We start from the raw sequence: 13470 nt of genomic DNA on the forward strand, positions 1-13470 counted from the left end.
TTAGTAGATAAATGAATAATCAATCTCCCAACAAAGTCGAGCAACTAGAACAATTTAAACAAGAATTAGCTTTCTATCTTAGGAGTGTACATTGTTTGATAGAAGATTCAGGAGCTATAAACCCAGATATAACAATGGGTATGTTGCACGTTGAACGAAAGCTAAACAGCTCGTTAGAGTGTATAATTGAGCAATTAATATAAATCCAATAACCTCTAAACCGATATAAAAACGGGAAAATAACGATGAGTAAATTTTCTAGCCTGAACCAACCAGAAAACCGAGGCCGTCCCAAAGGGGCTAGAAATAAGCTCACTATGCTTCTAGAAGACGAAGCTGAGGAAGTCATCAAGGTAGCCATTAAAAAAGCTAAAGAAGGTGATTCACAAGCCATACAGGCCATATTAAGATATGTGTTACCAACTAAAAAGGCTATTACTGAACCGTTGTATATTAATATTGATGAACGGATGACTCTCAAACAAAAGGTAAACTGTGTTTTAGATGCAGTTTGCAATGGTCAAGTTGATCCAACTGTTGCTACTGGATTAGTTAATAGCATGGCTAATGCAATGAGGTTGGCAGAGTTGGAAGAAATTGATAATCGGATATCTAAACTAGAGGCCATAGCAAATGGCTAGCTTTGCCTCATACAAACAGCGGCTTGATAAGATTAACTCTTCACTAAACCAAATACCAACCAGATACGAAATAGTTATTGTTAATGACGTTTGGGTCAACGAAGGTGATAAAAGGCGAGGACGAGCGATTATTCGACCCTCCGAATCTAGGTATCGACAAGTTGATTATTTTCGCTGTGAAATAGATTTAGAACTGGCTGAAACCAAGATTAGAGAAGTATTTTCATTAACATCTGAAATTCCGCTAATTATTAGATTGGTCACACCAAATATAAAAATTTCCTGATTCATCGTAGTCGTGGCTATTGCTAACGTTACCAAAAAACAAATAGCTGGCAGACTCCTTATTTTTGTTTACTTTGCAATTGAAAGCAACTTGAGCCTTTATTAATCCTTTAGAAATACATTCAAAAGTACCGCTTTGTGAGCTAGATGAGAAATATTGCACACTGCAGTTGCTGCCATTTGGACTCTGCCACACTTTCTTTTTAAATATTTATTTTCATTTATTGGAATTGAAACAAAATATTCTGTTTCATCATGATTAGTTTTTAAGACCTGAATCTGATTCGCTGTTACGTTCGCAGAAAACATTATTAAGATAAATGCTCTTACCATTCTTCTTCTTTCCATAGTGTTGCGTAATATGGTGTGAGTGCTAGGGGAGCAAAAATAAATGAGGTGCAAATATTAAAATTAAAATTACGGCTATAACAGAGCCAAAAATAAACCCAAACCAGAGTATAAACCCGCCAATGATTAAGCCTGTAAGTAAAATGTTCCAAAGTAATCTGAACGGAAGGAATAACAGGTTTTCAAAAGTATTCATTTTAAGTCCTTTGCACCATAGTCGTAACGCTCTCAAAAGTAACTTATCTTAGAGCCTATGTTTTTCCATATTTCGTCCGTCTTTTTTCAAGACGCATATATATGCTCGATTATTCCAAGTTGAGTTAATGGAATTTGAATAATTTACAGCAAAATTTCTGCAAGAGCTCAAGCCAACGACAGAACCTATATATTTTTCGTCATTAGGATTTCCGTTCCTTACGTTATGCCAGAAGTAAACATCATAATGAGCTTTATTCTCAACATAATTGCATGAATACTGGGACGCGTACTTGTCACACCCTGATGAGTCTCCCAAAATGTATTGGTAAGCAAAATAGCCAACTACGACAAAAAGAATAAACTTAAACATTTATGTATTTCTTCCCTGATTAAGGTGTAATCCAACATTACAAACTTAAATCAACAAATACAAACAAATATTTGAGAAGTGCAACACATGTGCAACATATATTGAAAAGCAGGGTTTGGTGTTATTAATAAAAGAAGGTAAGTAATTGATTTGATTGGTCGGACTGACTGGATTTGAACCAGCGACCCCTGACACCCCATGTAATTGTCAAGTTGATCCAAGTGTAGCTACTGGATTAGTTGATAGCATGGCTAATGCAATGAAACTGGCAGAGCTAGAAGAAATCGACAACAGAATGTCTAAACTTGAGGCCATAACTAATGGCTAACCTAGCTTCTTTATCACAAAGGCTTGATAAGATAGATAGATAGATCAATGAGTCAAACGCCAGCTAGCTATGAAGTGGTTATTGTTAATGATGTTTGGGTTGAAAAAGATGATGTTAGACGAGGACAAGCCAAAATTGTTCACTCCGAATATCAATACAATAAAGTTGATTTTTCGGGTGTACCTTGTTTAGAACAACCAATTTTTATAGACTTCTAAATATTTTTAATTTAACTTCTATTAAGCTTTATTCAGAGTAGATGGAGAGACGATGAAATATTTTATTATGCTTTTGTTGGTATTCGGTTCTACAAGTTCATTAAGTGATGAAAACACTAAATATGGTGATTGGCAAGTTTCGCCTGTACAAGTTGAAGAAAAATAATTGTTATAGCATCAACGACGAATAGCGATAAACATTTAGCGGGAGCTTTTTGCTTTTCAGAATCTTGCGTACCATTCGTGACTAATGGGTTGACTTGTGAAGATGGTGTCAACTATCCATTTCTACTATCTTTTGACGATGGTCTGGCTGCAATAAATTCAACATGCACGATAATAGAGGGGTATCATTTTTTGAAATTCCCCAAATATACCTAGACTACATGCTAACAAACAACAAATTTGGAGCAGCATATGGCGTGGAGAATGGAAAGTTTAAGGCGTCTTACTTTTCATTGGCAGGTTCAACTAAGGCTATTCTGGCTGCTAAGAAGAAACTCAAAGAATTGATTGGTTCCCCAAAAGAGGACGTTGGCTATTCCGAAAAGCTATAGCGGGTAAATAAGCGGGTAAATCTTATTGATATTCAAACCTAACAGACTCAACGAGTTGAATTAAAATAAAAATACCAATCAATTCGACTCCCCCAGCTCCACCACTTACTAGCCCACAACCTCTTATAAAACAAGGGGTTGTGTACTAGCCTCAAAAATCAAAAAACACCAAAAACTACTACAAAGCCACTACAAAACCACCGTATATATGAAACATTGTCGAAACCGCCAAAGCCAAGGGTTTGACGCCTTCGATTAAATCCTGATTGGCCTAAACGAACTCTGCTACTCAGAGCTAGAGATCGAAAATTTAGTGGTCTGAAATGTAAACCTTAAGTGTTGATTACCAGACGTTTACTAAGGGCCTCTTCCGTGAGAAATATAGTAAATCGGTAATGGCTCAGTTATTCGTCGGTCATATTAAGATTTATAAGAGCTAATTATTTATATTGGATACCAGATAGCATTTCGCTTTCTAGCAATAACTGCGTAAATAGCTAAGGCAATAAATACAATAGAAGGCACTGCTGAAGGCACTTCATATGCGATATGGTAATAAGTCGCACCAATCATTATCGGAATGAGTCCTGTTGCCGCCAATGCAGTCCACTTGCGAATAAACATCGCAAGACCGGCAAGTAACTCTGCTAGGCCAATAAAGTAACCAAACCACTCTGGCAGCCCCATTTTTGCAAAGCTTACATGAAGCTCAGGTACTCCAGCAAGTTTGGCGGCGCCAGCCATTATCATCGATAGTCCTAGTAAGACAAATGGTAACCAAGACAAGGTTATTTTCAATTTATTCATAAATTCCTCAATTCATTGTTAATTTCAATAAGGAAAGTTTAATTAAATGAGTCGATAATATATATTGATAATATTTTATACTCTTGATTAGAGCTATTTATCATGATTACCATTGACCAATTAAAAGTTTTAGAGGCTATTGCAGAAGAAAAGTCGTTAAGGGCCGCTGCAAGTAGACTGCACAAAACCCAACCCGCTTTGAGCCACTCAGTTAAGCAACTTGAAGTGCAATTAGGCTTAGCGCTTTTTACTCGTGATAGTTATAGATTAAGCTTAACTAGCGCTGGAAAATCAATATATCAAATGGCTCAAAAAGCCCTACGAGATGTGTCCCAAATTGAGCAATACGCAAATCATCTAAATCAAGGAAATGAAGCAAACATTGTTATTGCGGTTGAAGCGGCTTTCCCTATTGAGCCGCTATTTTCTGCATTTGAACAAGTTCACAAGAATTTTCCTTCAACGCAACTTTCAATAACACAAGAATATGTGACTGGTGCATTGCAACTTGTCTCAGAAGGAAAAGCGCAAATAGCAATAACGGCTGCCCCTATAGACTACTTAGCCAAGTTTAGTGGGCTTATTGCAATAGAACTATCCAAAGGTGAAATGGTTAATGTCGCTACCCCACAATTGCTTGATAAATATAAACCATTTAATTCAATAGAATCTCTGATAAATGAAAATCAAATCATTGTTAAAGATACAGGCGAAATAACCAAAGACGTAGAATTAAACACACAGTCTGGCCAAAGCTGTTGGTACGTGAATAACTTTGAAGCGAAATTAAAACTAATTTGTCATAACTTAGGATGGGGAATGCTGCCGAGACATTTGGTATCCCAACACATTATTTCTGGAACCTTGCAAGAAATTAAAGTTGCAGATAAAGAAAGCTCAATGACTTTTCCATTTTGCCTAGTGAAAAACAAATCACATCTTCTAGGCCCTGTAGCGACTGAAATTTGGCGCACCCTATCAAAACTTGATTTAGAAGAATAACTATTATGTTGTGTCTGAGGTGAGTCAGTAAATGAGAAAAATAAAGAGGAAGACGCAGAAATGTTGCTCTTTGAGCTATTCACTATTTTTAAGTCTTTTGAAATAACTAAGGTTCAAATAAACACAATAGGGCCTAATGCTATTAATATAAAAAGGCTAGTTTGTATTAGACGTCAATTAATTTTCCAGTCGCCATCAATAGATTTGCTGATTCAGCCCCGTGAGTACGGGGAACACAGTTTTTCTCACTACTTCTGATTCAAATTGCTCGGTTCAGCCCCGTGAGTAGGGGAACACCGGAGAGAACGGGAACCGTAAATTTGATATAGCGGTTCAGCCCCGTGAGTACGGGGAACACGTTTAATTCAGGTATGATAGCCCAGTGTGTTACGGTTCAGCCCCGTGAGTACGGGGAACACATGCAGGTTATGAGGTCTGCTGACTCAATGATCGGTTCAGCCCCGTGAGTACGGGGAACACTTGCCAAATCCGTTGCGTCATTGACAAAGCCGCGGTTCAGCCCCGTGAGTACGGGGAACACCAAAATCACATGCTCACAACTGTTTCATTACCCGGTTCAGCCCCGTGAGTACGGGGAACACAGCCACTTCTGTTGCCTCTTCGCGTATAGCCTCGGTTCAGCCCCGTGAGTACGGGGAACACTTCGATAACAGCGGCAGGTAATGCCACATAAGCGGTTCAGCCCCGTGAGTACGGGGAACACATCTATTTCATAGTCGTACCCAATGCCAAACGCGGTTCAGCCCCGTGAGTACGGGGAACACGCGGTACAACTGCGGCTGACACTACGTTAGGACGGTTCAGCCCCGTGAGTACGGGGAACACACTGGGGCGCTATCGGTTGGGGTTATTAATAGCGGTTCAGCCCCGTGAGTACGGGGAACACGCGGTACAACTGCGGCTGACACTACGTTAGGACGGTTCAGCCCCGTGAGTACGGGGAACACCTGTTTTAATTCTCTTTCAATATCAATCATTTCGGTTCAGCCCCGTGAGTACGGGGAACACACTGGGGCGCTATCGGTTGGGGTTATTAATAGCGGTTCAGCCCCGTGAGTACGGGGAACACGGACTCTTCAACCGTTTCAATGTCGCCATCCGCGGTTCAGCCCCGTGAGTACGGGGAACACGTTGGTTTGATTATCTACTGTTAACGGATCGTCGGTTCAGCCCCGTGAGTACGGGGAACACCCAATCGAAGGCTACCGCAAATACGGCGGTGGCGGTTCAGCCCCGTGAGTACGGGGAACACGCAAAGATAAAGCACGTAAAAAACGATTACGCGGTTCAGCCCCGTGAGTACGGGGAACACCTAACCGTGTTAGTCATATTCTGTAATTCAGCCGGTTCAGCCCCGTGAGTACGGGGAACACTTAACGTCACTATCGTTATGAATTCTCATTTTCGGTTCAGCCCCGTGAGTACGGGGAACACGTTGGTTTGATTATCTACTGTTAACGGATCGTCGGTTCAGCCCCGTGAGTACGGGGAACACATACGCATAAAGCGAACCGGCCAAGGGCAATTCGGTTCAGCCCCGTGAGTACGGGGAACACACAATTCATCGTTAACCCCACCCATCGCGAGACGGTTCAGCCCCGTGAGTACGGGGAACACTAGAGTACCAAACGTAAACATCTCGCGGTCGTCGGTTCAGCCCCGTGAGTACGGGGAACACCTTAGCAATTCATCATCAACACTAACCCATTGACGGTTCAGCCCCGTGAGTACGGGGAACACATTATGGACAACATGTTCCTAGAAACATTCTTCGGTTCAGCCCCGTGAGTACGGGGAACACATACTTGGCATTTAGCACAAGATTTCGACTCACGGTTCAGCCCCGTGAGTACGGGGAACACGCACTTGATTAAGTGCACTTGGTGAAAGGCCCCGGTTCAGCCCCGTGAGTACGGGGAACACTTTGTTGCTAACATTTTTCAAAAAGTCGATAACGGTTCAGCCCCGTGAGTACGGGGAACACATATTCGCGTGTAGTTGGTTTTATCGAGCTTTCGGTTCAGCCCCGTGAGTACGGGGAACACAGTCACGATGAAATAACAAAGGAGCTTATGCGCGGTTCAGCCCCGTGAGTACGGGGAACACAGTTGATTGGTAAAAAGCCTGCAGAAACCATAGGCGGTTCAGCCCCGTGAGTACGGGGAACACGAAAAAGGGAATAACTGACGTAGGACACACAACGGTTCAGCCCCGTGAGTACGGGGAACACACCCCAATCCACCCAATTATGGACAACATGTTCGGTTCAGCCCCGTGAGTACGGGGAACACCAAACGCTCAAACACAAGGTACTAACAACCTGCGGTTCAGCCCCGTGAGTACGGGGAACACAAAGAAGAGCAGAACCAAGGTATTTGAAGATGGCGGTTCAGCCCCGTGAGTACGGGGAACACCGGAGGATTCACGCAAAACGTGAAAGATTCTACGGTTCAGCCCCGTGAGTACGGGGAACACTTCACGATCAGAAAGTGACGCAAACATAGGTACGGTTCAGCCCCGTGAGTACGGGGAACACTTTCTCAGATACCGTTTTCTTTTCAGCAATACCGGTTCAGCCCCGTGAGTACGGGGAACACTGGGAAATGGCATTTAATACAATGTTTAGTTCCGGTTCAGCCCCGTGAGTACGGGGAACACTAGCAACATTGGGATTAGTCGTTGTATACGTGCGGTTCAGCCCCGTGAGTACGGGGAACACAAATACGACAACACGATGCCATTCAGTTTTTTCGGTTCAGCCCCGTGAGTACGGGGAACACGTTTGTAGCCTTTCGCACTCTATAGGTGTTAGCGGTTCAGCCCCGTGAGTACGGGGAACACCTGATTTTATTTTGATGGTTTTACGTAGTGAGCGGTTCAGCCCCGTGAGTACGGGGAACACCGAGTTGGTCTATAACTGGATTTAAATTACTGCGGTTCAGCCCCGTGAGTACGGGGAACACTGAACATCTTTAAATTGGATGTTATTAATAAGCGGTTCAGCCCCGTGAGTACGGGGAACACTCCAATATCGATGTAAACAAAGAGCACCTCAGCGGTTCAGCCCCGTGAGTACGGGGAACACGCAATTATCAACGTTGCAAATATTGGTATTAGCGGTTCAGCCCCGTGAGTACGGGGAACACTGGGCGAGGCATAGACCACGACCCATAGGTTACGGTTCAGCCCCGTGAGTACGGGGAACACCGCTTTGTTGGTCGATTTGCTGGTCGGTTGATCGGTTCAGCCCCGTGAGTACGGGGAACACGTTGCACCATAAAACATAGTGAGCGCTAAATACGGTTCAGCCCCGTGAGTACGGGGAACACTACTTGTTTCCGTTGGTGTTTCTGCTGTTGGGCGGTTCAGCCCCGTGAGTACGGGGAACACGCTGTATGCGTTCATGATGACGGCTCAGGGTACGGTTCAGCCCCGTGAGTACGGGGAACACTTCATGGTATTCAAGTCGATGTGATCTTTGGCCGGTTCAGCCCCGTGAGTACGGGGAACACCCAATCTATTAATTAGCCCTGTTCACGCGGGGCGGTTCAGCCCCGTGAGTACGGGGAACACTTTTATATTTAGTGCTGATGGGTCTAATCTGGCGGTTCAGCCCCGTGAGTACGGGGAACACTCAAGCTCTGCTACTTTTTGTTCATGTCTACGCGGTTCAGCCCCGTGAGTACGGGGAACACCGATTTTCGATTGCCCTGTTTGTGTTTAAACTCGGTTCAGCCCCGTGAGTACGGGGAACACAAATTCAAATATGTTCATTTTGTTTACCTTTGCGGTTCAGCCCCGTGAGTACGGGGAACACCGCGTATTCGCGCATAATTTCACTAATTGCGGCGGTTCAGCCCCGTGAGTACGGGGAACACTTCTTCAAAGCAACCCATTATTTCAAATGGGGCGGTTCAGCCCCGTGAGTACGGGGAACACGACATTGATTCGAGTTTCAATAAGTCCATAAACGGTTCAGCCCCGTGAGTACGGGGAACACCCAAAATCTCCAGAAGGAGTCAAACCAATAGACGGTTCAGCCCCGTGAGTACGGGGAACACCGTTTATGAATATCCGCGAGCAACAACGACAACGGTTCAGCCCCGTGAGTACGGGGAACACTGAAAGGGCTATCATCAAAGATAGACGAAATACGGTTCAGCCCCGTGAGTACGGGGAACACAGTGTAGTTTGCAATACCGATTGCGGATGCGTCGGTTCAGCCCCGTGAGTACGGGGAACACTCAGCAGTAGTTCGCGAACGAAAGTGGCAAGGCGGTTCAGCCCCGTGAGTACGGGGAACACATTGTTATTGCTCATGACCCAAACGCTAAACCCGGTTCAGCCCCGTGAGTACGGGGAACACGATTATGATTCAAACCCTGTTGAATTCACACCCGGTTCAGCCCCGTGAGTACGGGGAACACACCTCCTGGACTATGTAAAGCAAGCTCAAGGGCGGTTCAGCCCCGTGAGTACGGGGAACACGTGTTTGAATTTGTAGAACGTGTATTAGCATCCGGTTCAGCCCCGTGAGTACGGGGAACACTGGTATTAGTTTAAACCCTGCATCAAAGTTGGCGGTTCAGCCCCGTGAGTACGGGGAACACCTTGAAACATTTTTTTCTTCGTTCCAAATCGCGGTTCAGCCCCGTGAGTACGGGGAACACTGCATCGCCTACCGTCCATGTCCCCGCGTCTACGGTTCAGCCCCGTGAGTACGGGGAACACAGATTGTTTGGAAGTTTTTCCTGACCTTGTGGCGGTTCAGCCCCGTGAGTACGGGGAACACACTAACTGTGCTTCTAGGTCACGATAAACCTGCGGTTCAGCCCCGTGAGTACGGGGAACACTCTAAAGCTACATACTTGATATATATGTAATTATTAAAGTCACAAAATTCTACCAAATTTTTAAAGAACAAACACCGATAAGGTTATAAACCTTCGGGAGAATATTTAACTAATCTAAATCCATCAAAATCTATTGGCATTCTCCTATTATCACCATATGTGACAAAATCAAACCCTGATTCAGTATTTGTTGCCCAAGCCATGACTACATTACCATTTTCAGCCAGTTCATTTACTTGATGCCAGACCATTTCTCTTATACGCCGTGAAACATCACCTACATAAACCCCAGCTCTTACTTCTAATAACCACACAGCTAATCGACCACGTAATCTAGGAGGTACAGCTTCGGTTACAACAACAAGCATTGCCATTATTTACTCCGGTGCCCACTATCACCTATTGATTCAGGTTCAGGGATCGCTGGCGGTTGTGCATCATCAGGAGCTTTAGGAGGCATTATTTCTCCCGCAGCGAGTACTTCTTCAATCATAGGAATGAGTTTTTTAAGACTTTATCTGTACGAAATAATTCTCTAAACGCTAGCCGTACATCTTTGTCAGGTGTGAATGTTTTTTAGCCGCTATTTTAAAAGCTAATGGCACCACTGAATCAAACTTTAAAATATCTGCAATATCATATACAAACGAAAGCGGCTTTCCTGAATGAATAAAACCGATTGCTGGTGCATACCCTGCCGCAAGAATAGCGGCTTCAGTCACTCCATATAAACACGATGTAGCCGCACTAATACATCGATTGACAATATCGCCCTTTTCCCAATCTTTAGGATCGTAACGACGGCCATGCCATTCCACATTGTATTGTTTGGCTAAAATCTGATAGGTTTTTCTTACTCGGGCACCTTCAATGCCACGTAATTGTTCTACACTTCTTCGTTCTGGCGCAGGTTCACCAAAACGCATTTCAAACATTTTTCTAACAACTTTAAGCCGCAAGTTTTCATCTAACGAGAGTTTGGCTTGATAAAGTAAACGATCGGATCTAGCGCCGCCAGGCTGCCCAACGGAATACAAACGTACACCAGCTTCACCCACCCAAATAAGTAATGTACCTGTCGTTGCTGCCAATTTAACCGCAGCATGACTTACCCTCGTACCGGGTTCGAGCATAATACAAACAACCGAACCAACGGGTACATGCATACGCTCACCGTTCTTGTCGATAACAACAAAAGCACCATCTTTTACATCTATTTGACCCATACCAATAAAAATCATGGAGTTACGATCTTTAATGGGTATGGGTTTTAGTGGAAGAAAAGCCATACTTAATCCACGAGTCCTTAGTTAATTTTAGATTTTACGGATCATCATCAAACCACAACCCATAGATTTTGAGCGACCAAACCCACGAGCATATTGATTTAAAAAGACAGTAGGATCAGTAATCGTTAGTATTCCTTGAAAATCAACACTTGAAAAACGAACATTATGCCCAGTTCGCTTTTTACTATCATGTTGGGTATATGACTCAATATTGGGTAAAGCATCAAATGACATTCCCCATTGCGCTAATCGTTTGCGATCTGATATCCATTGTATAGCCGCATGCTCCATTGCAATCTTTAAACCAGCACTATCATTTTTCAAATCATGGTTAGCATGCTTTTTTACATGCATAAGTACATCATGACGGCGACTTTTACCTTTATCATCAGTAATGCACACAGTAGGATTGACTGTTAACTTAAATGCGAGTCTGTCTCCCGTATTTAATTTCGGCATAAATGGCTTAGTTTGCACACTAAAAATAGTATCATTCGAGGCAGGCTTAACATGTGATAAAACAAAAAACTCAGGTCGCCCATTTACCCCTTCCTCTTGGCGATAAATAAAACTTCGCTCATTATCTTCAGGAAATAATTGCCAAAGCAACTGATGAGACGCATACACACCATTGCTTGCAAGTCTAGTTAGTTCAGCCGCAGATTGAGTTGTGCTTAACAGTGTCACTTTATTAAGAAACATCTACGCCTCCTTTTAGCTTATCTTCATAATTTTCTTTTAAGGTAACTTGATGCATGATCCTTTGTTTAAATTGCCAACGATCTCGACTTATAGGTTCATCCCAAGGCTGATTAGTTATAACCCCTTGTTCAATAAACTCGCTCTTTTCGCCTTCCCAAAAATAACTCACCCAGCCATTAGCATTTAACCGTATCTGTTCTTCGTTATTAAAAGACTCTTCTTTTTCAGTTGCTAATAATGATGGGAAATTGGTATCAAGAGCCTGCTTTAGCCCTGATGTTTTAACAATTTTTGGCATCATTGGCGCGGCTAATGGGCACGATTTACGCCCTAAGCTTAACAAATAAACTGGGGTTTCAAGTGCTTGTTTTAATTGCTCAAGGGTATAAATCGCATCGGGCGTTAAATAAACTGAAATGATCCACACACCATCACAACGGTAGTCTCTACTTGATAAAATTGTGTTTAACTTATCAGCAGATAATTCACTTTTTCGAGTTCTATACACCACTTTGTTACTATGACTTGGTACCTGAGTTGTATGGTAATCACGTATTAAGCTCGTGGGTACTGTCTGTTTTACTGCTATATTTACGCTCGCTTGTAGTGCTTGTAATTGCTCAGCCTGCTCTCGCTTTATTCCTAAAGCAGCTCCGAGTAAGCCTAAAATAGCTGAGCGTGTAGGTTGCAAGCCTGTAGGTCTATCGCCCCCTACAGCGGCTTGCCCCCAACTAGCTAAAGGCCCATACAAACGAAAGACTAAATATTCTTTCATGTTGCCTCCTTAGCTTGCGACAAATTCTAATAATTCAGCAAGCGAGCCTTCTCCAGCAATAGCATTAAATTGATAACGCGCATCTGCACAATCACCATACACTTTGTCGAAGTTTTCAACTTGCTTTTGCAAAGCATTAATTGCGGCCGTTGCTTGATCTTGCTCATCAATTGGTTTTAAAAAAGCAACTGACAAATTACGTGGCTGTTGTGTTCCCTTTTCTGCCAAAGCAAAGCTAGCATACGCCTGTGAAGCAAAGCTATTTTGTTTACCTTTTGGACTTACAGTAACAGCTGCTTTAACTAAAGCCTGAATTGCTCGATTAGCTAAATCTTTATCGCCATTTAAGTTATCAATCAGTTGGGTTTTATTAATACAAATGTTGCTATAGAACAAAGCAGCTGCAAACCCAGATTCACCAATATGAGCAGATCCCGAGTCTGTTTTACCATCATTTAGATCATCCACGGCAGTAAAATAGTCATCTTCAATAACAACACTATGTACACTTAAAGCGTGAGCAACTTGGCAAGCAGCATCTGTATTAAACTCAGGGCTAGACGCAAGCATTCTACCAAACAATGCAATATCAACCGCTGTACTCTCATTTTTAAGTAATTTTAATTCATCTTCCGTAGGGAGGCGATTTTCTTCCACTAATGTATCAACAAGCGCCAAAGCTGCCGCTTTTTCTGTTGGACTGATATGGGCAAGTTGTTCGATTTCAAACTCTTCAAGCGGATTGTTTTTATTAGCTTTTTTGTTTTTACCAAAAACTCCAGCAATTTTAACTGCTGATTCTTTGGCTTGCTTCTCAGGTACATTGTTAGCAAGTAATTCATTATAAATATCGATCCCAAAACGCTTAGTACGTATTCCAATATTCTCACCCATTGATGATCCAAAAACATCTGACACGCGCCAATTACGCTTTAAACTTTGCGAACTGATACGTAAGCGATCAAAACCACCCATTTTAGCTGTTTTGGGTCGCCCTAAATCATCACGGTTTACGTTAGATGGTGGGTATGATGTTAATAAATGAAGTTGAATAAATTGGCTCATAATTTAGTCCT

The 13470-nt window shown here is 42.9% G+C and carries 12 protein-coding genes and 1 CRISPR repeat array; of the genes, 6 read left to right on the forward strand and 6 right to left on the reverse strand.

Translation table 11 applies throughout. The features are described 5' to 3' along the window. Window positions 1–245: 245 nt before the first annotated feature. The 5 genes from PN838_RS06825 (at window position 246) to PN838_RS06845 (ending at window position 2945) form a co-directional block, all read left to right on the forward strand. Window positions 246–641 carry a hypothetical protein gene (locus tag PN838_RS06825; RefSeq protein WP_272180120.1) on the forward strand — a complete coding sequence of 132 codons (396 nt, stop codon included), beginning with the start codon at window positions 246–248 and terminating at the stop codon, window positions 639–641. Further along, complete coding sequence (locus tag PN838_RS06830) at window positions 634–927, forward strand: hypothetical protein (protein ID WP_272180121.1); 294 nt, start codon at window positions 634–636, stop codon at window positions 925–927. Before PN838_RS06825 ends, PN838_RS06830 begins: the two co-directional genes overlap by 8 nt. 1069 nt (window positions 928–1996) lie before the next feature. Then, a complete protein-coding gene (locus PN838_RS06835) occupies window positions 1997–2170 on the forward strand; it encodes a hypothetical protein (RefSeq protein WP_272180122.1) in 174 nt (57 codons plus the stop codon). Between the two features lie 47 nt (window positions 2171–2217). Next, the gene (locus PN838_RS06840) at window positions 2218–2388 is read left to right on the forward strand and encodes a hypothetical protein (RefSeq protein ID WP_272180123.1); all 171 of its coding nucleotides are present in this window, start codon (window positions 2218–2220) and stop codon (window positions 2386–2388) included. Between the two features lie 329 nt (window positions 2389–2717). Beyond that, window positions 2718–2945, forward strand: coding sequence for a hypothetical protein (locus PN838_RS06845; protein ID WP_272180124.1), 228 nt, complete (start codon window positions 2718–2720; stop codon window positions 2943–2945). A gap of 444 nt (window positions 2946–3389) precedes the next feature. On the opposite strand, the gene PN838_RS06850 is transcribed toward PN838_RS06845, so the two are convergent. Next, a complete protein-coding gene (locus PN838_RS06850) occupies window positions 3390–3752 on the reverse strand; it encodes a DoxX family protein (RefSeq protein ID WP_215963696.1) in 363 nt (120 codons plus the stop codon). A gap of 102 nt (window positions 3753–3854) precedes the next feature. Between PN838_RS06850 and PN838_RS06855 the strand changes: the two genes are divergently transcribed. Next, window positions 3855–4754 carry a LysR family transcriptional regulator gene (locus PN838_RS06855; RefSeq protein ID WP_272180125.1) on the forward strand — a complete coding sequence of 300 codons (900 nt, stop codon included), beginning with the start codon at window positions 3855–3857 and terminating at the stop codon, window positions 4752–4754. 208 nt (window positions 4755–4962) lie between these two features. Then, window positions 4963–9628: a CRISPR direct-repeat array (repeat unit 29 nt; unit sequence CGGTTCAGCCCCGTGAGTACGGGGAACAC). Between the two features lie 83 nt (window positions 9629–9711). Here the strand turns inward: PN838_RS06855 and cas2e are convergent. The 5 genes from cas2e to cas7e form a co-directional block, all read right to left on the reverse strand. Beyond that, the gene (gene cas2e / locus PN838_RS06860; RefSeq protein ID WP_272180126.1) at window positions 9712–10002 is read right to left on the reverse strand and encodes a type I-E CRISPR-associated endoribonuclease Cas2e; all 291 of its coding nucleotides are present in this window, start codon (window positions 10000–10002) and stop codon (window positions 9712–9714) included. 168 nt (window positions 10003–10170) lie between these two features. Continuing rightward, window positions 10171–10917, reverse strand: a complete 747-nt coding sequence (cas1e, locus tag PN838_RS06865) for a type I-E CRISPR-associated endonuclease Cas1e (RefSeq protein ID WP_272180127.1) — start codon at window positions 10915–10917, stop codon at window positions 10171–10173. A gap of 27 nt (window positions 10918–10944) precedes the next feature. Beyond that, window positions 10945–11619 carry a type I-E CRISPR-associated protein Cas6/Cse3/CasE gene (cas6e, locus tag PN838_RS06870; RefSeq protein WP_272180128.1) on the reverse strand — a complete coding sequence of 225 codons (675 nt, stop codon included), beginning with the start codon at window positions 11617–11619 and terminating at the stop codon, window positions 10945–10947. Next, window positions 11609–12394 carry a type I-E CRISPR-associated protein Cas5/CasD gene (cas5e, locus tag PN838_RS06875; RefSeq protein WP_272180129.1) on the reverse strand — a complete coding sequence of 262 codons (786 nt, stop codon included), beginning with the start codon at window positions 12392–12394 and terminating at the stop codon, window positions 11609–11611. Before cas5e ends, cas6e begins: the two co-directional genes overlap by 11 nt. Window positions 12395–12403: 9 nt before the next feature. Then, a complete protein-coding gene (gene cas7e, locus PN838_RS06880) occupies window positions 12404–13459 on the reverse strand; it encodes a type I-E CRISPR-associated protein Cas7/Cse4/CasC (protein WP_272180130.1) in 1056 nt (351 codons plus the stop codon). Window positions 13460–13470 lie beyond the last annotated feature (11 nt).

This window comes from Psychrosphaera algicola (assembly GCF_028401425.1).
GTDB lineage: Bacteria > Pseudomonadota > Gammaproteobacteria > Enterobacterales > Alteromonadaceae > Psychrosphaera > Psychrosphaera algicola.

What these genes read in the sequence shown, in the direction of transcription:
- cas1e (WP_272180127.1), bottom strand. Translation starts at nt 10,917, where the DNA reads ATGGCTTTTCTTCCACTAAAACCCATACCCATTAAAGATCGTAACTCC.
- cas2e (WP_272180126.1), bottom strand. Translation starts at nt 10,002, where the DNA reads ATGGCAATGCTTGTTGTTGTAACCGAAGCTGTACCTCCTAGATTACGT.
- cas6e (WP_272180128.1), bottom strand. Translation starts at nt 11,619, where the DNA reads ATGTTTCTTAATAAAGTGACACTGTTAAGCACAACTCAATCTGCGGCT.
- PN838_RS06845 (WP_272180124.1), top strand. Translation starts at nt 2,718, where the DNA reads ATGCACGATAATAGAGGGGTATCATTTTTTGAAATTCCCCAAATATAC.
- cas5e (WP_272180129.1), bottom strand. Translation starts at nt 12,394, where the DNA reads ATGAAAGAATATTTAGTCTTTCGTTTGTATGGGCCTTTAGCTAGTTGG.
- PN838_RS06840 (WP_272180123.1), top strand. Translation starts at nt 2,218, where the DNA reads ATGAGTCAAACGCCAGCTAGCTATGAAGTGGTTATTGTTAATGATGTT.
- PN838_RS06855 (WP_272180125.1), top strand. Translation starts at nt 3,855, where the DNA reads ATGATTACCATTGACCAATTAAAAGTTTTAGAGGCTATTGCAGAAGAA.
- cas7e (WP_272180130.1), bottom strand. Translation starts at nt 13,459, where the DNA reads ATGAGCCAATTTATTCAACTTCATTTATTAACATCATACCCACCATCT.
- PN838_RS06850 (WP_215963696.1), bottom strand. Translation starts at nt 3,752, where the DNA reads ATGAATAAATTGAAAATAACCTTGTCTTGGTTACCATTTGTCTTACTA.
- PN838_RS06830 (WP_272180121.1), top strand. Translation starts at nt 634, where the DNA reads ATGGCTAGCTTTGCCTCATACAAACAGCGGCTTGATAAGATTAACTCT.
- PN838_RS06825 (WP_272180120.1), top strand. Translation starts at nt 246, where the DNA reads ATGAGTAAATTTTCTAGCCTGAACCAACCAGAAAACCGAGGCCGTCCC.